The sequence below is a fragment of the Collinsella sp. CLA-ER-H3 genome (genome assembly GCF_040092425.1).
Taxonomy (GTDB): domain Bacteria; phylum Actinomycetota; class Coriobacteriia; order Coriobacteriales; family Coriobacteriaceae; genus Collinsella.
The window spans coordinates 77,310-104,302 of the sequence record NZ_JBBNLP010000005.1; the positions used below are offsets into that span (position 1 = coordinate 77,310).

General features: G+C 59.4%; 25 protein-coding genes. 1 reads left to right on the forward strand and 24 read right to left on the reverse strand.

Annotated elements, in window-relative coordinates; genetic code table 11:
* Nucleotides 1–5 precede the first annotated feature (5 nt).
* The 22 genes from AAAX32_RS05580 to ileS form a co-directional block, all read right to left on the reverse strand.
* Nucleotides 6–245: an exodeoxyribonuclease VII small subunit gene (locus AAAX32_RS05580; protein ID WP_349100242.1), complete on the reverse strand. Its 240-nt coding sequence runs from the start codon at nucleotides 243–245 to the stop codon at nucleotides 6–8.
* Between the two features lie 2 nt (nucleotides 246–247).
* Entirely contained in the window at nucleotides 248–832 is a 585-nt protein-coding gene (gene nusB / locus AAAX32_RS05585; protein WP_195364278.1) for a transcription antitermination factor NusB, read from the reverse strand.
* Nucleotides 833–835: 3 nt separating this feature from the next.
* Nucleotides 836–1,198, reverse strand: a complete 363-nt coding sequence (locus AAAX32_RS05590; RefSeq protein WP_006233982.1) for an Asp23/Gls24 family envelope stress response protein — start codon at nucleotides 1,196–1,198, stop codon at nucleotides 836–838.
* Nucleotides 1,199–1,222: 24 nt separating this feature from the next.
* Complete coding sequence (efp, locus tag AAAX32_RS05595; protein WP_117806186.1) at nucleotides 1,223–1,786, reverse strand: elongation factor P; 564 nt, start codon at nucleotides 1,784–1,786, stop codon at nucleotides 1,223–1,225.
* A gap of 159 nt (nucleotides 1,787–1,945) precedes the next feature.
* A complete protein-coding gene (locus tag AAAX32_RS05600) occupies nucleotides 1,946–3,076 on the reverse strand; it encodes a Xaa-Pro peptidase family protein (RefSeq protein ID WP_349100243.1) in 1,131 nt (376 codons plus the stop codon).
* Nucleotides 3,077–3,208: 132 nt separating this feature from the next.
* Nucleotides 3,209–4,318, reverse strand: a complete 1,110-nt coding sequence (locus tag AAAX32_RS05605) for a hypothetical protein (RefSeq protein ID WP_349100244.1) — start codon at nucleotides 4,316–4,318, stop codon at nucleotides 3,209–3,211.
* Nucleotides 4,315–4,848 (reverse strand): shikimate kinase, encoded by a 534-nt coding sequence (locus AAAX32_RS05610; RefSeq protein WP_035138190.1) that lies wholly within the window; start codon nucleotides 4,846–4,848, stop codon nucleotides 4,315–4,317. Before AAAX32_RS05610 ends, AAAX32_RS05605 begins: the two co-directional genes overlap by 4 nt.
* Nucleotides 4,849–4,856: 8 nt before the next feature.
* Complete coding sequence (locus AAAX32_RS05615; RefSeq protein WP_117639353.1) at nucleotides 4,857–5,354, reverse strand: YqeG family HAD IIIA-type phosphatase; 498 nt, start codon at nucleotides 5,352–5,354, stop codon at nucleotides 4,857–4,859.
* A 1-nt stretch (nucleotide 5,355) separates the two neighbouring features.
* Nucleotides 5,356–6,789, reverse strand: coding sequence for an endolytic transglycosylase MltG (gene mltG / locus AAAX32_RS05620; protein WP_349100245.1), 1,434 nt, complete (start codon nucleotides 6,787–6,789; stop codon nucleotides 5,356–5,358).
* Nucleotides 6,782–7,210, reverse strand: a complete 429-nt coding sequence (gene ruvX / locus AAAX32_RS05625; protein WP_329737985.1) for a Holliday junction resolvase RuvX — start codon at nucleotides 7,208–7,210, stop codon at nucleotides 6,782–6,784. The genes mltG and ruvX overlap by 8 nt, the downstream gene beginning before the upstream one ends.
* 17 nt (nucleotides 7,211–7,227) lie before the next feature.
* The gene (alaS, locus tag AAAX32_RS05630) at nucleotides 7,228–9,885 is read right to left on the reverse strand and encodes an alanine--tRNA ligase (protein WP_349100246.1); all 2,658 of its coding nucleotides are present in this window, start codon (nucleotides 9,883–9,885) and stop codon (nucleotides 7,228–7,230) included.
* Nucleotides 9,886–10,325: 440 nt separating this feature from the next.
* On the reverse strand, nucleotides 10,326–11,738 hold the full coding sequence (locus AAAX32_RS05635) for an AI-2E family transporter (RefSeq protein WP_217107871.1): 1,413 nt from the start codon (nucleotides 11,736–11,738) through the stop codon (nucleotides 10,326–10,328).
* Nucleotides 11,735–12,526 carry an RNA polymerase sigma factor SigF gene (locus tag AAAX32_RS05640; RefSeq protein ID WP_022094589.1) on the reverse strand — a complete coding sequence of 264 codons (792 nt, stop codon included), beginning with the start codon at nucleotides 12,524–12,526 and terminating at the stop codon, nucleotides 11,735–11,737. Before AAAX32_RS05640 ends, AAAX32_RS05635 begins: the two co-directional genes overlap by 4 nt.
* Nucleotide 12,527: 1 nt before the next feature.
* Nucleotides 12,528–12,905, reverse strand: a complete 378-nt coding sequence (locus AAAX32_RS05645) for a hypothetical protein (protein ID WP_022094590.1) — start codon at nucleotides 12,903–12,905, stop codon at nucleotides 12,528–12,530.
* The gene (locus AAAX32_RS05650) at nucleotides 12,898–13,485 is read right to left on the reverse strand and encodes a hypothetical protein (protein ID WP_346981353.1); all 588 of its coding nucleotides are present in this window, start codon (nucleotides 13,483–13,485) and stop codon (nucleotides 12,898–12,900) included. Before AAAX32_RS05650 ends, AAAX32_RS05645 begins: the two co-directional genes overlap by 8 nt.
* 100 nt (nucleotides 13,486–13,585) lie before the next feature.
* The gene (locus AAAX32_RS05655; protein WP_346981354.1) at nucleotides 13,586–14,935 is read right to left on the reverse strand and encodes a replication-associated recombination protein A; all 1,350 of its coding nucleotides are present in this window, start codon (nucleotides 14,933–14,935) and stop codon (nucleotides 13,586–13,588) included.
* 61 nt (nucleotides 14,936–14,996) lie between these two features.
* Entirely contained in the window at nucleotides 14,997–16,244 is a 1,248-nt protein-coding gene (locus AAAX32_RS05660; protein WP_349100247.1) for an HD domain-containing protein, read from the reverse strand.
* Nucleotides 16,245–16,275: 31 nt separating this feature from the next.
* The gene (locus AAAX32_RS05665) at nucleotides 16,276–16,698 is read right to left on the reverse strand and encodes a prepilin peptidase (protein ID WP_347486456.1); all 423 of its coding nucleotides are present in this window, start codon (nucleotides 16,696–16,698) and stop codon (nucleotides 16,276–16,278) included.
* A gap of 81 nt (nucleotides 16,699–16,779) precedes the next feature.
* Nucleotides 16,780–18,075: a glycosyltransferase family 2 protein gene (locus tag AAAX32_RS05670; protein ID WP_349100248.1), complete on the reverse strand. Its 1,296-nt coding sequence runs from the start codon at nucleotides 18,073–18,075 to the stop codon at nucleotides 16,780–16,782.
* An 82-nt stretch (nucleotides 18,076–18,157) separates the two neighbouring features.
* A complete protein-coding gene (locus AAAX32_RS05675; protein WP_347486454.1) occupies nucleotides 18,158–19,171 on the reverse strand; it encodes an RluA family pseudouridine synthase in 1,014 nt (337 codons plus the stop codon).
* On the reverse strand, nucleotides 19,171–19,698 hold the full coding sequence (lspA, locus tag AAAX32_RS05680; RefSeq protein ID WP_260698948.1) for a signal peptidase II: 528 nt from the start codon (nucleotides 19,696–19,698) through the stop codon (nucleotides 19,171–19,173). Before lspA ends, AAAX32_RS05675 begins: the two co-directional genes overlap by 1 nt.
* A 445-nt stretch (nucleotides 19,699–20,143) precedes the next feature.
* Nucleotides 20,144–22,945: an isoleucine--tRNA ligase gene (gene ileS / locus AAAX32_RS05685; RefSeq protein WP_349100249.1), complete on the reverse strand. Its 2,802-nt coding sequence runs from the start codon at nucleotides 22,943–22,945 to the stop codon at nucleotides 20,144–20,146.
* A 487-nt stretch (nucleotides 22,946–23,432) separates the two neighbouring features.
* On the opposite strand from ileS, the gene AAAX32_RS05690 reads away from it, so the two are divergent.
* Complete coding sequence (locus AAAX32_RS05690; RefSeq protein WP_349100250.1) at nucleotides 23,433–24,515, forward strand: iron-containing alcohol dehydrogenase family protein; 1,083 nt, start codon at nucleotides 23,433–23,435, stop codon at nucleotides 24,513–24,515.
* A gap of 48 nt (nucleotides 24,516–24,563) precedes the next feature.
* Here the strand turns inward: AAAX32_RS05690 and AAAX32_RS05695 are convergent, their stop codons facing one another.
* Together AAAX32_RS05695 and ftsH are read right to left on the reverse strand one after the other, a co-directional pair.
* On the reverse strand, nucleotides 24,564–25,019 hold the full coding sequence (locus AAAX32_RS05695; protein ID WP_349100251.1) for a DUF523 domain-containing protein: 456 nt from the start codon (nucleotides 25,017–25,019) through the stop codon (nucleotides 24,564–24,566).
* A gap of 81 nt (nucleotides 25,020–25,100) precedes the next feature.
* Nucleotides 25,101–26,993 (reverse strand): ATP-dependent zinc metalloprotease FtsH, encoded by a 1,893-nt coding sequence (gene ftsH / locus AAAX32_RS05700; RefSeq protein WP_349100252.1) that lies wholly within the window; start codon nucleotides 26,991–26,993, stop codon nucleotides 25,101–25,103.

Here is a 26,993-nt window from a genome sequence, read left to right on the forward strand (position 1 = left end):
GCGGCCTAGCTATCCTGGGATTCGTTTGTCGCATCCTCATCGTATTCTTGCTCGAGCTTGTCGGCCTCACGCGGCGTCAACTCAAACTTGTCGACCATATCGACCGCGCGGGAGCCCAGCTCAATCGCTTCGTCAAACAAATCGAGCGAACGCTCCAAGGAGGTATCCTTGGAGCGAACGGTAGCGATGATCTGATCCAGACGGTCCGAGATCTCATCAAAGTTACGGACAGAACCCTCTGGCATGGCTACTCCTCGACGGAGTCGACAACAGCCTCGGCGGCGTCCGCATCCTCGGCCAGCACGCCAGCCTCAGCTTGGGCAACCGCAACCTTGGCGGCAGCCTCGGCAGCCTGCGCCTCCTCGCGAGCGCGATCTTCGGCCAGCAGCTCCTGGTACAGGTCCTCGCCTGGCAGCTCCTCGCTGCGAGCAATCTTGCCCAGCACGCCGTTGACGAACGAAGCGGACTGGTCGGTGCCATAGGCCTTGGCAAGCTCGACGGCCTCGTTGATTACGATGGCGTCCGAGACCTCCTCGTCGGTGAGGAAGCGCATCTCATAGACGGCGATACGCAGCAAATTGCGGTCGGCGCCGGGCATGCGCATAAGATCCCAGTTCTTGGCGACGGCGCGCAGGGCACAGTCGATACGATCGATATGCTCGTAGGCACCGCGGCAAAGCTCCAGCGCATAGGGGTCGAGGGGACCCTTCGAGATCAGGAAATCGCCCTCGAGGACGCGCTCGAGCGGACTGTCCGTGGCCTCGGCCTGGAACAGCAACTGTAGCGCCTGACTGCGGGCAAGCGTGCGCCCGCGATAAACCTTAAGGCTCAAAGGTTACTCCTTGGGGAAAACGAGACCGTCGATGCAAACGTCAACGCGCTCGACCTCGACGCCCACCTGAGCATCGATGGCAGCGACCACGGCGGCGCGAACGGCCTCGGCGAGCTTCTTGAACGGATAGCCAAAGAACACCACGACACGCACGGTGAGTGCGAGCTTGTCGCCGACGACCTCGGCCTCGACCGCCGGCTCGGAAGCCGGGGCCTTGGACGAGAGCATCATGGAGACAAGGTTGGTGGCAAGGTCCTTGACGCCAACGGAGGCGATGCCCTCGACATCCGACACGGCGCGCGAGACGATGGCGGTCAGAACATCGGGCGAAATGCCGATGCCGTCAATCTTGATTTCCTGGGGCATGAGTCCTCCTAGAAGAGTTGGTTGCTAGACGCGGGAGACGAACTTGCCGTCGCGGGTGTCAACCTTGATGACCTCGCCCTCGTTGAGGTACATGGGGACCTGGATGACAGCGCCGGTGTCAATCGTGGCCGGCTTGGTGGAACCCTGGACGGTGTCGCCCTTAAAGCCCGGGTCGGTCTGGACGATGGTGGTCTCGATGAACATCGGCGGCGTCACGCCCATGAGCTCATCGTCGGCGAAGAGCAGCTGGCAGATGTCGTTCTCGCGCAGCCACTTGGAGTTCTCGCCCACCATGTCCTCGGGAACGGGAACCTGCTCATAGGTCTCGTTGTCCATGAAGATGTAGTCAGCGCCATCGTTGTAGAGGTACTGGAACTCACGGGTGGTGAGCATGACGCTCTCGAACTTGGTGCCGGCGTTGCAGGTGTTCTCGACGACGCGGCCGCTCTTGATGTCGCGGGTCTTGTAGCGCACAAACGCGCCACCCTTGCCCGGCTTGACATGCTGGAACTCGACGATGGTGTAGACCTTGTCCTTAATGCGGAGACCGAGGCCGTTCTTGAAGTCGGCGGTAGAAATGGTAGGCATAGCGACCTTTCTTGTTATGGGCAGAACGCACAAGCGTCCAAATTACATACGACCGAAATTATACACTTGCAGACGGCGCCTGCAGCGAGCGCATAAAAAGAGAACGCGGGGCGCCCGAATTGCTCCGGACGCCCCGCCCCAAAAATCTATCGAAATGGGCTAGCAATCGATGACGTGCAGGTCGTGCGGGGTCTTGGTGAAGGGCTCGTAGCCGTTCTCAGTGACCACGCCGTAGTCCTCCAGACGCACGCCACCCACACCGGGCAGATACACGCCGGGCTCCATGGTGATAACCGAGCCGACCTCGATGCTGTTCTTGCTGCGGTTGAAGTTGGGCAGCTCGTGGATGTCGATACCAACGCCGTGGCCCAGGCCATGGTTGTAGTAATCGCCATAACCGGCATCGCCGATGATCTTCTTGGAAAGCTTAAAAATGTCGTTGCCCTCGACGCCCGGATGGATGGCAGCGACGCACTCCTCGTGCGTACGGCGCACGAGCGCGTACAGGTCAAGCTGCTCCTGGGTAGGCTCGCCCATCACGACGGTGCGCGTCATGTCGGAACGATAATCGCAGTAGCCCGCGCCGTAATCCATGAGGACGAAGTCGCCCTTCTCGATGACACGGTCACTCGGTACGGCATGCGGGTTGGCGGTGTTGGGGCCGCTCGCCACAATGGAGCCGAAGGCCAGGCTGTCGGCGCCGTTGGCGAACATAAAGTTCTCGAGCTCGTTGCGAACCTGCTTCTCGGTCATACCGGGCTTAATAAAGCCGAGCATATGCTGGAAGGCGGCATCGGTGATCGACTGCGCATGGCGCATGAGCTCGATCTCCTCGGCGTCCTTGATGGCGCGCATCTTGCGAATGTCGTCATGCATCAGCGGCAACATGCAGGCGACGGAACGGTCCTCCAGACCACGCTGAATACCCTGGTAGAAGTTGATTTGCATGTCGTCCTCGACAGCGCAGACGCGGCACTTGTTGGCCGCGATCTTGCCGGCGACCCAACCGGGGATGGTGCCCTCGTCCATGTCGTAGACCCAGGGGCTGTCGGCGGGCGTGTTCTCCTCAAAGCTGTTGAGGTAGCGCGAGTCGGTATGGAACAGGCACTGGTCAGCCGTAATAAACGCCGCGTGCGGGAACTCGAAGGTGTAGTCGAAGACGCCCTTCACGCCCGTGAGCCAACGAAGATTGGCCTCATCGCGTACCACGATAGCGTCGTAACCGCGCACGACCATCAGGGCACGGACACGTTCGATACGACCGGCAGGACCGGCAGCAAACTCAGACATGCAGATTCCTTTCTTATTGTCTCAAAAAGTGCGGGACGGGTCTCAACCGAACGTCGGAATCGCATACGAACCGCAACCGATTGAAAACCCGTCCCTCAACATGATACGAAAGACGATGGATGTCAATAAATCTTAGAGAAGTTCTTTGCGGGAAGCCAAGTAGGCGTGAGCATGGCGCTCAAGAACCTCGTCCTCAACACTCGTTAGACGAATGGAGCCGAGCGCTGCGGGCAGCGGCAACATGCTGCGGTTCGAGCGGGCGAACTGCTGCTTGCGGAACTCCTCGATAAACGCGGTGGGCTCCAGGTCGAAGGCAAGTTCCTCGATGCCAAAGTCCTCCAGGCAGTCATCGACCTCAAAGACGTAATCGATATCAAAGTCGCAGGCATCATGTGCTAGGCGCGCCTCAAAGCGCATGCCCTCGGACAACAGCTGGTAGGCAGGGACCTGCGAAGCGGCATCGCCCAAGCAGGCGCGCAGGGTGCGCTCCCCCGTCTTACCAAAATCGAGTGCATGGCGGGCGCTCGGGTTCGTGGCCATCAGTACGTCCTTGCGGGCAGTCTGAGACCACTGGACGGCATTGACGAGTGCAACTTCGTCGCCGGCAAGAATCTCGGGGACGGTCTCGGTAAACTGATTCCAGCGGGATTTGCTACTTGAAAGCATGGTGCCAACAAGTACCGCGTAGCCGAGCTTGAGGTCCTCGGGGTCCGTCTCGCGAACAAGGTCGAGGTCACACACAACCAAGCCCGGTTCGGGACGAAACGCGATAGCGGGAAGCGCATTGGCCGACGAGGCGACGAGCGGCTTCATGGTCGTCGCGACCGTGAGCATGGCGTCGAAGGTCGTCGGCAGCAGTGCGCACTCGGTTCGGCCACACCACTGGTTGGCGCACCAGCAAACAACCGAGCAGGTCGGGGCATCGCCAACGGCGACAACCAGATCGTCGCAGGTAATGCCGTTGGCAGACAGGGCGCCAAAGATCGCATCGGCATCGGCCAGCGTGGCACCAGCAGGCGAAACCTCGAGGAAGAGCTGTGACATGACAAAACCGGCGTCGACCAGCGCATGCTCGACGACCTCACCAAAACGCTCTGACGTGGCGGTGTTCCAAACGACCATCGCGCGCTTAGGCTTGCCCACGGCCGAGGCAAACATGCGCGACAGTTCATCGAACGCACCCAATCCGACACGGACATCGACGCTGCGGTTTTGGAAATTGATCAGTTGACGGCGAATCATAGCAGCCCACGCTCCAAAAGCATCTCGGCACAAAGGTAGGAAACGTCCTCGAAGGACTTGTTGCGAATATCAAGGGTAAGGTCGGCGGCCTGGCGATACAGCGGACGGCGATGCTCAAACAGGCGCGCAGCATGCTCGGGCGAACGGAAATCGGGGCGCGTGTCGGACCGACGAATCTGTCGAATCGAATCCTCGAAGTCGCCCTCGAGGTACACGCACGTACCCATTTCGTGCATCAGTTCAATATTCACCGGCGTTTCGACGATACCGCCCCCGCACGAAACCAACAGGCTGCGCTCGCTTTGGAGCGAACGGAGCGCCGAGGTCTCGAGCTCGCGAAAACGATCCTCGCCCTCGGTCTCAAAAATCTCGGTTACCGACTTGCCGCAACGGCGCACGACCAGACGGTCGGTATCGATAAAACGCCGCTTGAACATGGTGCCCACGTTGCGCGCAAGCGTCGACTTGCCCGCGCCCAAAAAGCCGATAAAGAAGATATGGTCGCAGCCGTGTTTGATGTGCTGGGACATGACGAGACCTATTCCTCGCAAGGAAGGTCGCGCAGGGCCCGGCGCTCAAAGATACGGAAGATCTGCGTATACCACAGGTCCTGCGTCGCCTGCGGCTTTACCAGGATGGTATCGACGCCGGCGAAGTTGCCGCTCCACACGTCCGTGTAGAGCTGATCACCGATCAGCACCGCCTCGTCAGCCGTGGCGCCGAGGCGCTTAAGACCCGCCTTGAGGGCAAACGGCGCCGGCTTCATGGCATGGCTGATGGCCTCGAGTCCCAGCTCGCGTGCTGATGCCATGACCTGGTCGCGATGCCAGTTGTTGGACACCATGCACAGCTTAAAGCCTTTGGCGCGGGCGGTATCGAGCCAAGCGGAAACCGCGGCGGGAACCTGCTCGGTGTCGCGCGGCACCAGGGTGTTATCGCGATCGAGCAGAATGGCGCGTTTGCCGTCGGCCCAAAGGGTATCAAGGTCGATGCGATCGACCGAGGCAACGTAACGTTTGGGGCTAAAAATCCTCATGCTAATTCCAAGACTGTTGATGCTCTTCGTAGGTTTGCGAGAAGTACTCCTCGTCCTGCGTAATGTAGAAATACAGGTCATCGGAGTCGGTCGGCTCAAGCGTGGCCTTGAGTGCCTCGAGCGACGGAGAGCAGATGGGCGTGGGCGGCAGGCCCTCGTGCTTATAGGTGTTATACGGACTATCGCTCTGCAGGTCGTCGGCGGTAACCTCGCCACCGGTGACATACATCATGGTCGCATCGCTGTTGAGATAGCGCAGACCATCGAGCTTGCCGGCAAGACGGTTGTAGAAGACCGAGGCCACGTGCGCGCGCTGGTCGGCGTTGAGGCCCTCGCGCTCAACGATAGAGGCCAAGTTGACGATGTCGTAGTCGGACATCTCCACACCGTAGCGTTCCTTGATCTTGGCTTCGCAGCTCGCAAAGTCAAGCGACTTGTACTCGGTCTTAAACTGATCGAGCATAGCGCGAATCACGCCATCGGCCGTCGGCAAATCACCCAACGAATAGGTCTTGGGGAACAAGAAACCCTCGAGCGAATCGTTGGCGGCGCCCTTAAGGAAGCTATAGTCGTCCACGTAGTTGGAGGCCTTGGCCTGGTTGAGGAAGTCTTCCTTAGAGATGCTGTCGTAGGCCTGGGCCACACGGTCGGCGACTTGATCGACCGTCAGGCCCTCAGGGATAGTCAGCGCACTGGAGCCCGCGTTGGGGCCTTCCATGAGCTGCTGAACAACCTTGGTCGCATCCATGAGTGTGGTGAACGAATAATCACCGGGCCTGAGCGACATATCGGCGTTGAGCTTTTTCACCGCCGCATAGTAATCCTTGGGATTTTCTACGATATGGTTCTCGGAGAGAATCGAGGCGATCGTATCGCCTGAAGCACCATCGGGAATGGTCACCGTAACCTGCTGACCAGCCGTGACCTTCGTATCCTCACCGGCAAAGAAGCCCTTGACGGCCGGCACGACAAAGAAAGCGATCGCAGCAAGCGCGAGCACCGCCACCACAACGCCGATAATCATAGGCACCGGGGAGCTTTTCTTTTGAGCACCGCGACGAGCATGCGTGTTGTAGCTCGAGCGGGTCGCCGGAGCAACGCCATGCGAACCGCGAGCGTGATGCGAATGCGATTGAGGGACCTGAGTTCGCTGGGTAGGTGCCTGCTGCTTAAAGCGGGTACCGCCTGCAGGCTGGGCCGTACGAGCAGTGGGCTGTTGAGCCGCGTGAGAAGCCGAATGCTGAACCGAACGAGCAGAAGGCTGCTGACCCGTCCGTTGAACAGGTTGGGCCGAATGAGAGAAGGACTGCACCGAGCGCGCGGCAGACTGAGCTGCGCGCTGCGTCGGCTGTGCCGGACGCTGGCCAGGCTGGGCAGGGCGCGACGCCGGCTGCCGTGTACGATTCTGCTGGCGCGGATCGGAAGCGCTAGACATGCGAAACCTCCTCGTTTTTACGATCGAGCCACGTCTGCAAAAACAGGCTGGCGGCAATCATGTCGATCTTGCCCCTCATCTGCTTTTCGTTGAGGCCCTGCTCGCGCAGGATACGCTTGGCCTCTTGCGAAGACAGACGTTCGTCCTCAAACTCCAGCGGAAGATCGAGCTCGTCGGCAATCTTTTGCGCCACGGCGGCAACGCGCTCGGCCTGGGGGCCGGGCTCACCGGCCATGGTCAGGGGGCGTCCGCTTACCAGGATGTCGGGCTCATAGTCCTCAACCAGGTAGCGGAACGTCTTGGCCATACCGGTGACCTCGGCAGCCGGAAGCACCTTGACAGGCATCGCCATCTTGCCATCACGGCTCGAGACGGCGATGCCAATCCTGGTCTCCCCTATGTCCAGCGCGAGCGCAACCACAGCGACTTCTTAGATTCTTAGGCGCCGAGCGCGGTCTTAGCGGCCGCGAGGGCATCGGCGATGCCGGCAGCATTCTTGCCACCGGCCTGGGCCATGTTGGGACGACCGCCACCGCGACCGTCGACCAGACCCGCGATCTGCTTGATCACGTTACCGGCGTGGAAACCGGCCTTGACGGCGTCATCGGAGCCGGCAGCGAGCAGGGTCGGAGTGCCCTTCTCAGTCACGCTGGCGACGACACAAGCGACAGGGCCGGCGACCTTCTGATGCACGGTATCCCATACGTTGCGCAGGTCGGCAGCCTCAAGGCCCTGGAGCTCAGCGACAACGAGCTTATAGCCGTCGAGCTCGACGGCGCCCTCGATGGCGCTGGAGATGGCGTCGGAGGAGCCACCGGTCAGAGCCTTTTTGAGCTTGTTGGACGTCTCGCGCAGCTCAGCCTGCAGGTTCTCCACGCGGGCGGGAACCTCGTCGACGCGGCACTTGAGCGCAGCGGCGGCGGCGTCAACGAGCGCCAGGCGGTCGGCCATGTAGTCGAGGGCACCCTTAGAGGTCACGGCCTCGATACGGCGGACATTGGAGCCCGTGGAGGACTCGGAAATGATCTTGAACAGACCAATCTCTGCGGTATTGGCGGCATGGGTGCCACCACAGAGCTCGCGGGAGAACGGCTGGTCCTCAGCGCCCACGGAGACGACGCGGACGACATCGCCGTACTTCTCTCCAAACAGAGCGACAGCGCCGGCAGCCTTAGCCTCGTCGATGCCCATGACACGGGTCACGACCGGCTTGGAAGCGAAGATCTGCTGGTTGACCAGGTCCTCGACAGCCTTGAGCTGCTCGGAGGACAGGGCCTCGAAGTGCGTGAAGTCAAAGCGTAGGTGCTCGGGCGTCACCAGCGAGCCGGCCTGGGAGACGTGCTCGCCCAGGACCTGCTTAAGGGCAGCGTCGAGCAGGTGCGTGGCGGTGTGGTTGCGGCGCAGGAAGCCACGGCGCTCGGCGTCGAGCGCGGCGGTAACAGCGGCACCGACAGCCAGCGTGCCCTCGGCAACGTGCGCGACGTGGGCATACAGGCCGTTGTGGTTCTTGGTGTCGGCAACGGTCAGAACAACGCCCTCGGCGGAAAGCTTGCCGGCATCGCCCTGCTGGCCACCCATCTCGGCATAGAACGGGGTGCGGTCGAGCACAACCTCGACATCCTCGCCGGCGGCAGCGGACTCGACGGACTCGCCGTTGCGCACGATGGCGACAACCTTGGCGCCCTCGATCACATCGTTGTCATAGCCGTCGAACTCGGTCGCTGCGACCTTGTCCGAAAGCTCGACCCACACGTCGTTGAAGCTGCCCCAGGCGTCGCCCTTGGCATTGGCGCGGGCGCGGGCCTTCTGGTCCTCCATGCAGGCAGTGAAGCCGTCCATATCGACGTCGTGGCCAGCGGTGCCGGCGATCTCGACGGTCAGATCGATGGGGAAACCAAAGGTGTCGTGCAGTTTAAAGGCGACATCGCCCGAAAGCACGGCGCCCTCGGCAAGCGCTGCCAGGGCCTCGTCCAGATAGACGCGGCCGTTGTCGAGCGTCGTGGAGAAGCGCTCCTCCTCGGAGACGACGATACCCTTGACGAGCGCGACATTCTTGAGCAGCTCGGGATAAGCCTCACCCATCTGAGCGTTAACCTCGTCGATGAACTTGGTCAGGAAGGCGCCCTCGATGCCCAGCAGGCGACCGTGGAACACGGCACGACGGAGCAGGCGGCGAAGGACGTACTCGCGACCCTCGTTACCGGGAAGGATGCCGTCCGAGATCATAAAGTCGACGGCACGGGAGTGGTCGGCGATGATACGCAGGGAGCGGCTGGCGCCAGAGTAATCGTCGGCGTCATAGGTCTTGCCGCTAATCTTCTCGCCCAGCTTGATGAGGTGCTGCATCAGATCGCCGTCGTAGTTGGCGGTCTTGTGCTGCATGATGGCGGCCATGCGCTCCAGGCCCATGCCCGTATCGAGGTTGCGGTGCGGCAGCTCCGGCATGGAGCCGTCCTCCTGGCGGTCGTACTGGGTAAAGACGAGGTTCCAGAACTCCAGGAAGCGGTCGCAGTCGCAGCCAGGCTTGCAGTCGGGGCTGCCGCAGCCGACCTCCTCGCCCATGTCAAAGTAGATCTCGGAGCACGGACCGCAGGGACCGGTGGGGCCAGCGGCCCAGAAGTTATCGTCCTCGCCCAGGCGGGAGATGTGGTCCTCAGCAACGCCCAGAGAACGCCACACGTCGTGGGTCTCGTCGTCCTCGGTAAAGACGGTGAAGTACAGGCGGTCGAGCGGCAGCTTGAACTCCTTGGTGATGAGCTCAAAGGCCCAGGCGCAAGCCTGCTGCTTGGAGACGCCGCCAAAGGAGAAGTCGCCGAGCATCTCAAAGAAGGACAGGTGACGGCCGTCCTCGCCGATGCAATCGATGTCGTTGGTGCGGACGCACTTCTGGCAGGAGATAGCGCCGATCTCCTTCATGGTCTTCTTGCCCTGGTAGTACTCCTTAAACTGGTTCATGCCGGCGTTGGCAAGCAGCAGCGAAGGATCGTCAGGGACGAGGGACGAAGAAGGATAGAGCTTAAGACCGCGCTCCTCAAAGAAGTTGAGGAACTTGGAGCGAATCTCGGCCGTAGTCATTGACGGGTAGTCAGCACTCATAGAGGGAATCTCCTCGGTTTCACATCGAAACAGTTCAAACGTAACGATATTACCATCCCGCCGCGCCTGTGCAAAAAAGAGGGTCGCCAAACAGCGACCCTCCAGCGAAAGTGCACGTTATTTAGTACTGCGCGATCCTTTGAAAAAGGACTGCTGAATAATTGCATATAAGATTCACCCGGAAGGAGCGATCGATGAAAAGCAAACGATTTGTCCTGAATGCACTTCTGGTTGTAGCACTTTTAGCGCTCTTAGCCTTCTCATGCTGGTACGCAAACCAACCATCATTTGGATACGTATTGTATACAGTAATGTCCGGCGATAAGGCTTATTACACTCTACGCGCAATTGACGTTCTCTTTTTCTATGTAGCCGGCCCCTTATCAATCGCTTTGGTCGCGTTTCTTGTCATTTACAACTTCAAGAAACGTTAATAGAACCTATTTAGAATCCGAATCGTCCATGGAGCCGTCGATGCCGGTTTTGGTTTCGTCGTTCATATTGAAATCGTCGTCTTTGGCGAAGGGATTCTTGAAAAAGCCCGTAGCATCGGGCTGAAGGCCCGAGAGCTTCATCCAGGGATTATCGAGCTCGGGTTTGGGCATGGCCTGGGCCTCGGGCGCGGTCTCGTTGCCGATGAGCTCGGACTCGTAGATGAAGGTGTCGTCGCCGAGCGCGTCGTAGGCGGCGACCGGGTTGCCATCGACATCGCGGTACGGTGTGCCCTTAAACACGGCGCCGTCATAGGCCACAAGCTGGCGGCCGGTCTCATTCTCGAAGTAGTACACGAAGATACCCTTGAGGGCCGCACATAGCGGGATGGCAATAATCATGCCGATGGGGCCCATGAGTGCCGAGCCAATAACGAGCGCCGTGAGGCTCATGATGGGATGCACCTGCACCGAGCTCTGCATAACCTTAGGCGAAATCACGTTATCGGTGACGTTTTGCGCGACCATCGTCACGATGAGCGTCCATAACGCCAACATGGGACTGAACATGAAGCCGAGTACCGTGGCGATTGCTGCGCTCACCCAGGGACCGACGACCGGAACCAAATGCATGATGCCGGTAAAGATAGCCATGAGCGCCGCATACGGATGACCGATGATCAAAAAACCGATAAAGGCGAGGAAACCACCGCAGATGGACGTCACGACCATACCGCGCATGTAGCCGCCGACAGAGCGAGAAAGGATGGCGACCATAAAGCGGTACGAGGTCTCCTTCTCCTGACCGATGATGGTGCAAATCTCGTGATGCATGCGAGGGTAGTCGCAGGCCATCCAGTAGGCAAGCACCAGACCAAGGAAGATCACGAACAACTGCGAGGCCGTATTGGTGATGAGCGGGAACACACCGCGACCAAGCTCGGCAGCAATCTGAGACACATACTTCGATGCCACGGTAACCAGGGACGAAAGATTATCGTCCAAATACTCCTTGAGCGGCGTGTTGTTGAGCGTCTTGGCATGCGAGATCATCTCATTGAGATCGCCACCCGCAACACGAAGCTGCTCGGGCAGGCGGCTCAGGACTTCCATGATCTGACCAAAGAGAATCGGCGACAAGATGCAAACGACACCGACGAGCACGGCAACAACAACAATAAGCGCGATAAGCGAACCGATGCCGCGATTCACGCCATGGTGCTCGAGCCAGTTGGTGATCGGGGACATCACAAAAGCAATGATGGAGCCGACGGCAAGAAACTCAATAACCGGTGCCAGGATGCCCATAAGGTTAAAGATGACAGCAGCAATAACAATGCAGCCGACAACAGCCCAAATGCGCAGCGTCAGAATGCGGGTGTCGCGCAGCACGCGATCGGTTTGCTGGGGGTGCTCACTCATGAACGAATCATCACTCCGTCGGGGTCGATCTTGTCCTGAATCTTCTTAAGCGTGCGGCGCAGCAGACGCGAAACCTGTACCTGAGAAATACCCAGCTTCTTGGCGATCTCGATCTGGGTCATGCCCTTCACAAAGCGCAGCTCAATCACCTCGCGCTCGCGCGGCGAGAAATCACGGATGGCTTCCTCGATCACTAGGCGGTCATCGGTAAAGTCGAGCTCGTTGTCGTCGTCGGCGTAACGGTCGAGAATCGAGGGGGCATCGTCCGAATCGGACGCACCAGGAGCCTCGATGGGCACCGAGGTATAGGCCGAAGACGATTCCATGGCCTCCAGCACCTCATCGACCGTCACGTCCAAGTACTCAGCGATTTCCTCAACCTTAGGCGAGCGCTGTAGCTCGTTGGTGAGCTTATCGGTAGCCTGGTTGACCTTGGCCGAGAGCTCCTGCAAGCGACGGGGCACGCGCACGCTCCAGCCCTTGTCGCGGAAGTGACGCTTGATCTCGCCCAAGATGGTAGGCGTGGCAAACGTGGTGAACTCGAGTCCGCGCTCAGGGTCAAAGCGATCGATAGCCTTGAGCAGGCCCAAATAACCAACCTGCATCAGGTCATCGAGCGGCTCGCCGCGGTTCTTAAACTTGTTGGCAAGAAACCTTACCAGGTTCATGTGGGACATGACGAGCTGCTCGCGTGCGTCCGGGTCACCGGTCTCTTTATAGCGACGAAACAGCTCGCGGGTTTTCTCCTTGTCCCAAGCGGTCTTACCGCTCCGGGAACGTTCGGTCATATTAGATATCCGCCTTGAGGTCGAGGGAAAGCGTCAGGGGCGCCGCAGTCTTTTCGTAGGAGTCGCACACGCTCGCCAAAATGAGCTCGGCATACACAGCGGCCTGGTCATCCTCGTCGACGGTGGCCTGGTCGCCAAAGGTAAAGGTCATGCCAACGTGAGATTCGTCGACATCGAATTTGATCGAGATGTCATCGGAATCAACAGCCGTGCAGCCGAAAATAAATGCTTCCTCGGCAGCCATACGAATGTCCTCGATGCGATCGACGGACATGGAGCAGAGCGCACCGACATTTGCCGCCGTCATGCGCACAAGGCGCGCCAGACGCGGGTCGCCGGCAACGGTCAGCGTAATGGGGCAAGTTGCTTCGCTACTCATCGCAGGACTCCTCAGAGGTCTCGGCGGGCGTGTAGGTGTAATACTGAGCCGGCTTGGATACAGACTTCTGACCATCATCGTCGCCCGCGGCAGCCTCGTCCTCGCCAATTAGGACGCGCTCGGTAGGCAGCTCGGCCTCCGCAGCGGCAGCGGCGAGCTTGCGATCGGCGTCGGCTGCAGGAGCCTTCACCTTATTGAAGAGCTTCTGCACAGCACCGGCGGCAGAGTCGGTCACGCTAGACACAGCATTGCTGGCCTCGGCCATGCTGCCCGTAACCTCAGAAATGTCGCGAACCACGGCTTCGACCTCTACGAGATTGGAGGTAAGGGCATCAACTGCCGTCTTGCTCGACTTAAGCAGCGGCTCCATCTGGGCAAGCGCCGGCGTAAGCTCATCGACAGCGCCATCGAGCTTTGCCACCACAGGCTGAGCCTCGGCGATGGTGTTGTTGAGGTCGTTCACGGTCTTATCGAGCGAGTCGACAACATTGCGGGTCTTGCGCAGGGTAAGCGCGAGCTCAGCGATGGCCCACACGCCGGCAACGGCGAGCAGCAGCAGGGCGATTTGAATGGGACTCATACAAGCCTCCCGGAAAAATCGAAATACAGACGCTTTTCATGGTACCCCAAAGGGGACCGAACATGCCAAGAGTAGCAACGTGGGACAAAATTATCAGCAGCTACTTCGGTGCATTCCCGCTGCGGTCGCGCTCGCTTTGCTCTACGCGCCACTCTTCCCAGCCGCGCCCGGCAGGCTGCCAGAACGCACCGCGCTCCAGCCCCTCGGGCAAATAGCGCTGATCGACCCAGCCTTCGGGATAATCGTGCGGGTATTTATACACACCGTAGTCGTCGCTGCCTGGGCGATGGCGATCGCGCAGATAACTCGGCACCTCGCGAAGCCCACTAGAATGGATATCGGCCAGCGCCGCATCAATCGAAGCCTCACACGCGTTGGATTTAGGGGCCAAACACACATAGAGTGCAGCCTGAGCCAGGTTAATGCGGCACTCGGGATAGCCAATGACCTCGGCAGACTTAAACGCGGCATGCGCCACCAAAAGCGCCTGCGGGTCGGCGTTGCCAACATCCTCAGAAGCCTGAATCATAATACGGCGAGCGATAAACTTGGGATCCTCCCCCGCATCAATCATGCGCGCGAGCCAATAGATTGTGGCATCGGGGTCGCTACCGCGCATGGACTTAATAAACGCACTGATGATGTCGTAGTGCATGTCGCCGTTTTTGTCATACGAAAATCCACGACGCGGGTTGGCGATCTTCACGTCATCCACGGTGATGGGATAGCGCTCCCCCGCCACGGGCGCTGGCGTTCCCTCGGTATCGGGACGCGTGACGGCAATCTCGCTCGCAAGTTCGAGCGTCGTGAGCGCCGAGCGAGCGTCACCCGCTGCCAGCGTGCAGATGGTCTTAACCGTATCCTCATCGGCCGAGAACTTGCCGTTCAAACCCTGCGGCGCCTCGAGCGCACGCTCGATAAGCGTGGCGATATCCTCGTCTTTAAGATGCTCAAGCTCCACCACGCGACCGCGCGAGAGCAATGCCGAGTTGACCTCGAAGTACGGATTCTCCGTCGTGGCGCCAATCATAATGACGGTACGGTTCTCAACCGCATGCAGCAAGGCATCCTGCTGAGACTTGGAGAAGCGGTGAATCTCGTCGATAAACAGGATGGTGCGGCGGTCGTAGGTATTCAGGCGCGTCTTGGCCTCGTCAATCACGCGGCGAAGATCCTTCACGGTACCCGTCACGGCGCTGACCTCGACAAACTCGCTCTTGGTATGGTTGGCGATAATGTGGGCCAGCGTCGTCTTACCCGTACCGGCCGGCCCGTACAGAATCACGCTCGAAAGCACGTCGTGCTCGATCGCGGCACGCAACCATGAGCCCTTACCGACGGCCTTTTGCTGGCCCACGTACTCGTCGAGCGAATTGGGTCGCATGCGCACCGCGAGCGGCGCATTTTTAAAGGAACGCTCGCGCGTCGAGGCAGAAAAAAGGTCGTCCATAGCCATCCCGTGCATCAATCAAAAACGTTTTCAACTAACCAGTATACCGAAAGGATACGAACTACCGTTCGTTAATATAGGTACGATGCGGAAACTTTAGACCCGGGAACAGCTTGCTCGTCAGTTCGCAGAAATAACCGTCCGTCATGCTCGCGATATAATCCACCACGGCTTGATCCTTGTCGTCCTGCCAGGCATAGGTGCGATCGTAGTAGGAAAGTTGCTGCTCAATGCGCGAAATATGATGCTTAAAGATATACGAAGACTCGTCGCCTTCGTTTAGATCCCGCAGGCAACGGTCGTAGAGCTTTTCGAAGGCCTCGCGCAGCTCCACCTCGGAATCGCCTTCGATACCGCCCTTGCTATAGATCTTCTCGTAGTTCTCGCGCTTGGCTCGGCGGATTTCCCCAAACAGGTCCTCGCTCATCTCGATGCGCGGCTTACCATAGCTGTGCTCAACGATATCGATGGAAGCGTGCGTAAGGATCCAACTGTTGTAGGCACCGCCCCGGCCATCATCAAAAACGTCGGGCGAAAGCAGGCCCGCCGCGATCGCATCCTGACGGTCACGACCGACGTAGGCAAGAATATCCGAGATGCGAACGACGCAGCCCTCGAGCGTCATGGGACGCAGATGCCCAATTGCGCTATAGCCCGTGGCAATGCAATCCTCAACCGTCTGGTCAAACTGGTCAAAGGAGCTCATGTCCGAGAGCTCAAACACACGCTGCTCGTACTCGCCGTTATGGCATAGCACGCCGTCGAGCGTCTGGAGCGACACGTTGCGGCCGTACAGTGTGTCGAGCACGCGGACCGACTGCACGTTATGGAAAAAATAACGCCCCGTACGCTCATGATAGATATCGTTGAGGAAACGCTCGCCGGCATGGCCGAAAGGCGTGTGTCCCAAGTCGTGACCCAGGCCAATCGCCTCGATCAGATCGCAATTGAGCCCCAGGGCGCGACCGATATCGCGCGCAATGCGGGAGACGAACTGCACGTGCAAACCGCGGCGTGACAGATCGTCATTGCTACGGAAGCTAAAGACCTGCGTTTTGCCTGCATAACGGGTGTACGCCGGAAGATGAAGTATCTTTTCGGTATCGCGCATAAACGCCGGACGCATAAGCGTGCCTTTGTCGGCGGCGCGATCAATACGACGAATGACCTGATCGTCGTTGCAACGATACGGGTTGACATAGCCCGAAGCACGATCGGCGGCAATGCGCTCGACAAGTTCGGGCGACAACGCCGAGGGAATACGGTCCATGCGCGCCTTAATGACGGCCGTTTCTTGATTAGTTGCCATGGCATGCTCCTTAAGAAGGATGCGCAATCGGTTACAAAGTGCAGCCCACGACCTCGATTATGGCAAAAATCGGCACCAAAAACGGGAGCAATGGCAGGGAGCGTGATTTTGTGAAGAGGCAGGAGAGGGCCAGGGCCAGGAGTGCGACGGCAAATGCCACGATGCCACCCATAGGGTCGAGCGTGCAAAGCGCGAAGAGCGCCTTGGCATCCCCCATGCCGATGCCCGGGGCGTGGCGAAGGCGCCGCCAGAGCGACTCAGTGAGCACAAGGGCAAGGTAGACGATGACCGCAAGACCGGCGTGGTCAAGCGCTGTGTTCAAACCGAGGTCGAGCCAAACGCCCGCCAACGCCGCCACGGCACATGCGCCGGCAAGCCCATTGGGAAACCGTCGCTCTCGGGCATCACTTGCCACGCCGGCAAAGATGCAAATCCAAAACGGGATATAGGCCATCGGACTCCTCCTCGAGCTGCATCGCAAAAGCAAAAACCACCACAAAGGTGCCTGTCCCCTTTGCGGTGGTTTTGGTGGTGGTTATTTGGCGCCTTGCATGACCTCGTCAAGGGTAACGTTGACGGCGTGCTGCGTCGGCACCCAGTCGACCTTCAGGAACAGCGCGGCCACCGTGATGGGGATATAGCTGAACATAAAGATCGGGAAGGTAAACAGGTTAGTCACCAGGCGCCACTTTTGCGCGCAGTGAATATGCTTGTACTCAAAGATAGTCGTGAGCAGCGCCAGGATAAAGAACGTCTGATACATCATGGCGAAGGTTATAATGAGCGAAGCGGCGCACGCCTGCATCTCGACTTCGGTTGCCAAGAAACCATGCGAAAGGCCACCCACAATCAAGAACGTCGCATTAGCGAGCATCGAGATCAGCGATAGCAGCATACCCGGGGCGATCGTCATGAACATGTCGTAGGCGGCAAAGCGATGATAGCGGAACATCGACTTGACCAGATGCTTACCGTAGGTAAAGAACACCTGGTAAAAGCCCTTGGTCCAGCGCATACGCTGCTTCCAGGATGCCTTGAACGTCACGGGTTGCTCGTCAAAGAACTCCGCCGGCGCATAGCCAATGCGAATACCGTGAATAGCGCAGAACGTAGTGAACTGAATGTCCTCGGTCAGCGTGTGGAACTGCCAACCGTGCATGCCCTCGATAACGCTTGACGAGATAAGGTAACCCGAACCCGAAACAGCGCAGGACGTCTTACAGATATTGCGCGCGTTGTTGAGGAAGCGCGCCTCGCGTAGATACCACGTGGCATTAGCAGCCGAGATCCACGAGCTGCCGAAGTTCTTGGAATTGCGATAGCTCGTGACCACATGGAAGCCCTGGTCAAAGGCATCGTTCATCTTGGACACGTAATCGCGGGAGATAACGTTGTCGGCATCGAAGATAAAGTAGCCCTCAAACGTGTCGGGATACTCGTTGAGAATGCGATCGAAACCAAAGTCCATGACCCAGCTCTTGCCCTTTCGGGCCAGGTCATTGCGCTCGTAAACAATGGCACCGGCCTCGCGTGCGAGCTGCGCGGTGTTGTCGGTGCAGGCGTCGGCAACGACAAAGACCTCGATAAGCTCGGACGGATAGTCCTGGTCCTTGATGGAGCGTACGAGATTGGCAATTACGGCTTCCTCGTTATGCGCCGCGATAAAAAAGGCATAGCGATGGAGTTTTTTGGCCTTGGGAGGCGCGACCTCGCCACGAAGAGCGCCAATGACAAAGAAGACCACCTGGTACAGAAAGCAGACCGTGAGCAGCGTGACGACAATCTGGTTGAAGATCACGATGGGTGTGTTGGTTTGTAAAAAGGCGAGCATGCAGGCTCCCAGCAACGTGTAACGTAAACAATCGTATATCTTACCGCAGGCTTACCGAGTTCAAGAAACCACCTAATACTGGCTAGGCTTCGAGAAGACCGAGCTGCGGAACGATTTCATCTCCAACGGCCGTGCGACCGAGCGAGCGCGGAGCCAGATCGTCGAGAACCGCAGCGAGATCCCACGGCAACTCGTCACGGCACTCAATGCGCTTCCCCGTTACGGGATGATCGAACGCAACGCGCCAAGAATGCAGGAACTGCCTGGTCAGGCCCTGATCGGCACGCGCATCGCACTTGCCGTAGAGCGGATCGCCCACGCAGGCGTGGTTGATATGGCGCATATGCACGCGAATCTGATGTGTGCGGCCCGTAAACAGGTGGCACTCAACGAGCGTATAGCCGTCGTCAAAACGCGTGGAATCAAAGCGCTCGAGGACCTTAAAGGTCGTAATGGCCTGACGGGCAAAGGGGTCATCCGAAACCGCCATCTTCACGCGGTCGCGCGTGGAACGGGCAATACCGGTGTTGATAGTGCCCTCGTCCATGGCGATGTGACCGTAAACGAGCGTGATATAGCGACGGTCGAGCGTGCGCGTGCGGATGAGATTCTGAAGCGCGCGCTGGGTGTCGTCGTCTTTTGCCGCGAGCATAAGGCCCGAGGTATCGCGATCCAGGCGATGCACGATGCCGGGGCGGTCCTCACCCTGCACAGTACCAAGATGATCGATGCCGCAGTGGTAGACCAGAGCGTTCGCAAGGGTGCCGCTCTCGTGGCCATGGGCGGGATGGCACACCAGGCCCCGCTGCTTGGAGAGCACGATAAGGTAGTCGTCCTCGTAGCGGATATCGAGGGGAATGGCCTCGGGAATCACGTCGGTCGGGTCGTGCGGCTCGGGCAAGTCGACCGAGATGCGATCGCCGGCGCGTACGGCGTACTTTTTAGAGAGACAAGTCTCACCGTTGACGGCAACGGCGCCGCCCTCGATCAGATGCGCGCAGGCAGAGCGCGTGGGACAGCCATCGTTGGCGCCCAAATAGGCGTCAAGACGCTGACCAGCGGAATCGTCGGCAACAAGAATATGGATGTCGGCCATTAACGCTCATTCCTTTCGCGAATCTTGCGGGCACGCTCCCCACGCTGCTTGGCTTTGCGCTTAGCGCGGGCCTCATCACGGGCATTGAGCTCGGCAGTCGCATCAACCTCGCGGGCCGCGGGACTCAAGAACATGTAGCCGAAGAGGGCGAGCACAACGCCCACGGTAATGCCGATATCGGCCACATTGAAGACGGGAAAGTCGATGAAGGTGGTGGCAATAAAATCGGTCACGAAGCCAAAGGCCAGACGGTCGATCGCGTTGCCAATGGCGCCGCCCGCGACCATAGCCATGCCCACAACCTCCAAGCGAGCAAGCTGGGGCGCGCGAAGCAAGTACACGGCAATGGCGACAATGACCGCAAGCGCCAGCAAAGCAAACGCAACGCCATGCCCCTCGCCCATGCTAAAGGCAGCACCGATATTGCGGACAAACAGGAAGTCGATCACACCGGGGATAACAGTCACATGCAAAGCGTCGCCCACGGCACGAACCGCAAGCTTGGTCAGCTGATCAAAAAGCAGCACAACCAGCACCACCCCACCAGCAACACCTAACCGCCAGCGCAAAGGCGGCGTCATATCCCCAGCACGACCCAAAGAAATCCCCTACCCTCAAGATCATCGAATTACGTTTAATACAAAGAACTATCTTATATTGCCATACGCAGAACGCACGACATATCCACCAACGCAAGCGAAATAACCAGCTAAAAACGAAAGCGACATTCCGAATAACGGAATGTCGCTTAATAGCTTTCGACTAAAAACGCAAGTCGAAAGAAAGCCTCTAGCTCCAGCAATGGAAACGCCGCGTTATCGTCACCAACAGCGAAAACGTCCCTAAGCGAGCAAGGTGACGTGAAAGAGGAGGGAAGCGTACTTTGGTACGCGACCGACGATTGAACGTCAGATTGCCGCTTAGGGGCGTTTGCAGCGTCGGTAGGTTACGGCGTTCTACGAACGCCGTAACCTACAAAGCATCGGCGCAGCGCTTGCAAATATGAGCGTGGCCGTTGTACTCGCCGACGGTGGTGCGGTAGTTCCAGCAACGGTCGCAGCACTCGCCCTCGGCAGCATCAATGCAGACGGAAAGCTCTTCGCCCTGGGTCAGCTCAACATCGGAGACGATGTAGAACTCGGCCAGGTCGACCGCTTTGTCACCAGTCAGCAGCGCGTACATCTCGGCGGGAACGACCGCCTTGACGCGAACCTGCTGGCTCTTGGTGAAGGTGCCGGCAGAACGGGCATCCTCAAGGGCCTTGGTCACGGCGCTACGGAGCTCAAGAGAAGCCTCGAGCACGCCCTCGAACTCATTGGCCTCGTCGACCGTGATGGGCGACTTGTACCAATCGAGCAGCGCGGCGTACTTCTGGTGATCGACGCAGCCAGCGGGCGCATATGCCATGGCCTCGTCAACCGTGTAGGACAGGATCGGCTGCAGGTCGCGCATGAGCATCGAGAAGAGCTCGGCCAGCACGGTCTGGGCGCTGCGACGCTCGAGCGAGCCGGGCTTGTCGCAGTACAGACGGTCCTTCAGGGCGTCGAGGTACACGTTGGAGAGCTCGGTAACCACGAAGTCATAAAGCGCACGGTAGGCGCGCGGGAACTCATAGCTGGCGTAGGCGTCGTCGACCTCGGCCTGAACCTGAGTCAGGCGGGCAACCATGAGCTTGTCGAGCGGCAGCAGGTCGGCAAAGGCGACGCCGTCGGTCTCGGGCTCAAACTGACCCTCGAGCTCGGAGAGCAGGAAGCGCAGCGTGTTGCGGAAACGACGGTAGGCATCGGACGTACGAGCAAGGATCTCGTGGTCGATGGACACGTCGGAGCTGGTATCGACGGATGCAACCCACAGACGGATGATGTCAGCGCCCATCTCGTCGCAGACCTTATTGGGGTCGATGACGTTGCCGAGCGACTTGGACATCTTACGGCCCTGGCCGTCGAGGGTGAAGCCCTGCGAGACAACCGCCTTGTACGGAGCGTGGCCGTTGGCGCCCACCGAGGTGAGCAGCGAGCTTTGGAACCAACCGCGGTGCTGGTCGGAGCCCTCGAGGTACACATCAGCCGGATACTCCAGCTCGGGACGGTACTCGCAGACGGCCTTCCAAGAGACGCCGGAATCCCACCACACGTCGAGGATGTCCTTATCGGCCTTGAGGTGATGGCCGCCGCACTTGGGGCAGACGCAGGCCTCGCCCAGGTAGCTCTCGGGAGCGTCGGTGAACCAGGCGTCGGAGCCCTTCTCGTGGAAGAGCTTGATGACGGCGTCGAGCGTGGCGTCGTTCATGACCTTCTCACCGCAGTCGGCGCAAGTGTAGCTGGGGATAGGCACGCCCCAGTTGCGCTGACGGCTGATGCACCAGTCGGGACGCTGCTCGACCATGGCGCCGATGCGGTTGGCCGCGTGGGCCGGATACCACTTAACGTTCTCGCGGACCTCTTTGCCAGCCTGCTCGCGCAAGCCGGTCTTGTCCATCGAGACAAACCACTGGTCGGTAGCACGGAAGAGCACCGGGTGCTTGCAGCGCCAGCAGTGCGGATAGCTGTGCGTGATCTTCTTCTCGAGGACCAGGGTGCCGCGCTCGCGCAGGAACTCGATGATGTGCGGGTTGGCCTCGTCGGTATCCATGCCGCTGAAGGGGCCGCCGGTGCCAAACTCCTCGCCGGTGTAGAACTTGCCGTCGTCATCGACCGGCATGCAAATGTCGGTGATGCCCTCCTTGAGGCAGGCGAAGTAGTCGTCGACGCCGTGACCGGGCGAGTTGTGGACGATACCGGTACCGTCATCGACACCGACGTAATCGGCCAACAGTGCCACGCCCTCAACACCGTCAAAGATCGGCTGCTTATAGTGAATGTGATGGAAGGTCTCGGCGGGAACCACATAGGGCTTGCCGTCGACCACAACCGGGGTGTACTCCCAGCCAAACTCCTCGCAGCACTTGGGAGCCAGGTCCTCGAGCATGACCTCGGCGCGGCCGTCGTGCTCAACGGCGACGTAGGCGGCACCGGGCTTGAGAGAAACTGCCTGGTCGGAGGGGATGGTCCACGGCGTGGTCGTCCAGATGATAAAGTCAACCGGGCCGTCGAAGTTCTCGAGGCCGACGGGCTTGGAGGTCATCTCAAAGCGCACGAAGATGGACGGGCTCGTCTCGTCGGAGTACTCAATCTCGGCCTCAGCAAGTGCGGTATGGCAGTGCTTGCACCAGTGGACGGGCTTGTGACCGCGATAGATCATGCCCTTGTCGAACATGGCCTTGAAAACCTCGATGTCGGCGGCGTCATGCTGGTGATAGAGCGTCAGATAGGGGTTGTCCCAATCGCCGAGCACGCCCAGGCGACGGAAGCCGGCCTTCTGCAGCTCGATGTTCTCGACAGCGAACTTATTGCAAAGCTCACGGATCTTAGCCGTGGAGGTCTGGTTGAACTTCTCGGTGCCGAGCTTCTCCTCGACCTTATGCTCGATCGGCTGGCCATGGCAGTCCCAACCGGGAACATAGGGAACCTCATAGCCCTGCATCATCCAGTAGCGGTTGATCATGTCCTTGGAGATCTTGTTCATGGCGTGGCCGATGTGGATCGGGCCGTTGGCGTACGGAGGGCCGTCGTGCAGCACGAACTTCTTGTGACCCTTGTTCTTCTTCAGAACCTGCTCGTAGACCTTGTTGTCCTGCCAGTCCTTGAGTCGCTTGGGCTCGGACTTGGAAAGACCGGCACGCATGGGAAAACCGGTTTTGGGCAGATTCATCGTCTGCTTGTACTCGTTTGCCACGGTACCCCTTTCATGTCGTGGGCGCGCACGCCCGTTGGGCACCAAAAAAGCGCCCGTCCCTACAAGCTGGGACGAAGCGCCACAAAAACGGGCTGTATGCCCGCAAAAGCTCTTCGTTTAACCACCCAGCTTAGATGCCCTCGCCCGCGTATTCGCGCGCTCGCATCCGTTACTCGGCTGGCCTGTATCGACGACCATCTCGGCGATATCTACTAAGACGTGCCTGCGCGGCACGTCCGTTGGGACCGCAGCTCCGGGGTGATTTTCATCGGTCGCATGCACGGGTTCTCAGCGCTCCCCGCTCTCTGTGGCATGCGGACGGCCGACTACTCGTCCCCATCAACGCTTATGCGGAGTATGCTAGCACGTTCCGCGCCGGCGAAAAACCCTCAACACTGGTTTCATACGTAAGAAATTTCTCGTGGTCGTTAGCCTTCTCTAGGAGCAAAATACCTGAAAGCACTTTAACTAACGAAAGAAGGCTGCCATGCGCACAATCGGAATGAGCGACTACACCGTCGGCGAGGATTGCTTTACCGAGCTGCCCGCCGCACTGGCAGAGTACGGAGCGACCAAGGTCGCCATCATTGGCGGCAAGCGAGCCCTAGCTGCGGCGCTGCCGGGCATCGAGGCGGCGCTTGAAGGTACCGACGTCGAGATTCTGGAGACGAGCGTCTACGGCACCAACAGTACGCGCGCCAATATCGCCAAGGTCGTGAACTCCCCCGCTTGCCAGCAGGCAGACGTGCTTATCGCCTGTGGCGGCGGCAAGGCACTCGACACCGTCAAGACAGCGGCAATCGAGCTCAAGAAGATTGTCTTTACGGTGCCGACGATTTGCTCTAACTGTTCCGCCGCGACCGCCATTGCCGTCGTCTACAACGACGATGGATCGCTCGAGGGCTATTCGTACCCCAACCGACCGGCGCACATCTTCATCAATCCCAAGATCATCGCCGAGGCTCCGGCGGAGTACTTCTGGGCCGGCGTGGGCGACGCCCTGTCCAAGCAGCCCGAAGTCGAGTACGCCACGAGCGCCGGCGACCTGGAGCACACCGCCGGCCTTGGCCTGGCTCTTGCCCACACCTGTTCCGAGCCGCTGTTTACCTACGGTGTTCAGGGTCTTGAGGACGTTCGTCAGAATCTGTCGAGCGAGGCCGTCAAGCAGATCGCGCTCGACATCGTGGTCAACACGGGCTATGTCTCGAACCTGACCAACCAGAACGATTACTACTACAACTCGAGCGTGGCGCACGCGTTCTACAACGCCACCTGCAGCATTCCGCGTGAGGGCACCTACCTGCACGGCGAAGTCGTAAGCCTGGGCGTGCTGGTGTTGTTCGCCTACACGGGCGACACCGAGAACCTTAAGCGCTATGCTGACTTCAACAAGCAGATGGGGCTGCCCGTAACGCTTGAGCAGGTCGGGCTTTCCGAGACCGATATCCCTGCCCTGTGCGAGCACGCGCACGCCACCAACGAGTGGAAGCAAGGCAACCCGGAGCCCTTCACCGACGAAAAATTCGCCGCCGCCATCAAGGCCGCCAACGCCTACGGCCACACGCTCTAGACCCAGGCCAAAACCACCACAAGGGAGCCGCACCTTTGTGGTGGTTTTTTATTGCTCCAGCATGCTGGGGTCGAACTCGCTAGCCGGGATCACGCGATAACCGTGGAGGAGCAGTAAATCAACGAAGACGCCGTTGCCCGCCGTGAGGGTGCCACTGAATGTTCCGTCGTAGATGAGGCTCGCGCCGCACGAGGGACTACGGTCCTGCAGGATGCACGCGGCGATCTCTTCCGGCCCACCCGCCTGCTCGCACATGTCGAGCGCACGTTGGGCGCCTAGGCGAAATTCCAGGTCAACGGACACGCCCTCGCAGGTACAGACCTCGCCGTTCACAATCTCGGACGGCTTGCGCGGCGTGGGCAGGCCCCCAAAGACCTCAGGGCACACCAAGAGGACCTCGGTCCCTGTACGCTCGCAGGCCTCGACCAACTCGCGATGATAGTTGTCGAGCCCATTATACTTGCAGCTCTCGCCCATCAAGCAGGCGCTCACCACGATCTTCATTTCCATCCCTCTCAAGCAAAACGCCCCATTTGAGAAAGCTGCTCAAATGGGGCGTCGGCGTTTACTGGCTCGGCCGCGGCTTTACTGCTGCTTGGGCATCAGCGGATTCTCGCGCGTGAGGAGGTTCATGAACTCCTCGCCCGTGATGGTCTCCTTCTTATACAGATAACGAGCCAGCTCGTGGAGCTTAAACTTGTTCTCCTTCAGAATCTGCAAAGCGCGGTCGTGCGCATCCTCGATCAGCTTGGCGACAATCGCGTCCACGCGCTCGGCCGTACCGGGGGCGCAGGTGAGCGACGTGTCCTGATTGAGATACGCGTTCTGCACGGTACCGAGCGCCATCATGCCAAACTCGTCGGACATACCAAAGCGCGTCACCATATTACGGGCGAGCTTGGTGGCCTGCTCGATGTCGTTGGCGGCGCCGGTCGTCATCTCTCCAAAGATGAGCTCCTCGGCTGCGCGGCCACCGCAATAGACAGCGAGCTTGTCCAAGACCTCCTGGCGCGTCGTCAGGAAGCGCTCGTCCTCCTCGACCTGCATGGTATAACCAAGAGCACCGCTCGTGCGCGGCACGATGGTGATCTTCGTGACCGGCGCAGAGCCCTTCTGGCGAGCGGCAACGATGGCATGGCCGATCTCGTGATAAGAAACGACCTGCTTCTCGTGGTCGGACAGCACCGTGGACTTACGCTGTTGGCCGGCAATGACGACCTCCACCGACTCCTCGAAGTCGTCCTGGGTTGCACGCTTGCGACCCTCGCGAACGGCGCGCAGGGCGCCCTCGTTGATGATATTGGCCAGGTCGGCGCCCGAGGCACCGGGCGTGGCGCGGGCAATCGCGGTCAGGTCGATCGGCGGCTCGGTCTTCACGCTCTTAGCATGCAGCTCGAGGATGTTCTTGCGGCCGGTCAGATCGGGCAGCTCGACGGGGATGCGGCGGTCAAAACGACCGGGGCGCAGTAGAGCGGGATCGAGACTGTCGGGGCGGTTGGTTGCGGCAAGGACAACGATACCCTTGTGGTTATCGAAGCCATCCATCTCGGTCAGCAACTGATTGAGCGTCTGCTCGCGCTCGTCGTTGCCGCTAAAGCCGCCGCCATCGCGCTTCTTACCGATGGTATCGATCTCATCGATAAAGACGATACACGGTGCCTTTTCCTTGGCCTGCTTAAACAGGTCACGAACCTTAGCAGCGCCGCGACCGACAAACATCTCAACGAACTCAGAGCCCGAAATGCTAAAGAACGGAACACCGGCCTCGCCGGCAACAGCCTTGGCAAGCAGGGTCTTACCGGTACCCGGAGGGCCAACAAGGAGAGCACCGCGCGGCAGCTTGGCGCCGATCTCCTCGTAGCGCTGCGGCTTCTCCAGAAAGTCGACGACCTCCTTGAGAGACTCCTTGGCCTCTTCCTGACCGGCGACGTCCTTAAAGGTCACGCCCACGTCCTTGGAGGCGATCACGCGCGCGCCGGACTTACCCAGTCCGCCGCCGCCAAAACCGCCGCCGCCAAAGTTCATCGACGGGCCGTCATCGCCCATAGCCTTCTTCATGCGGCGGTTGAGCCACCAACCGATGAGGAAGAAAATCGCCATGGGAAGAATGAGTGTGAGCAGGTAGTAGGTCATCAAACCCGAGTTTTTATCGGGAACGACCGACTCCAGCGAAGCGCCAGACTCAAGCACGCGATCGGTAAAGCCCGCGTCATTCGGCACACCGGTCGTCTTGTAGGCGATGTTCTCGTCCTCGCCCTTCTTGGTGTAATAAATCGAGTAATCGTCCGTGTTGTACTCGACCTTGTCGACGCTCTTCTTATCGAGCGCTTTGACAAACGCCGAGTAATCGGTCTTCGTAATCTGCTGCGTGTGACCGATGTTGGGGAACAGAACGGTCGAGAGCACGAGGTAGACGACGAAGGCGATGAGCACGTAGAGGATCATATTCCGTCTACGTTTGTTGTCATCCATCTCCAT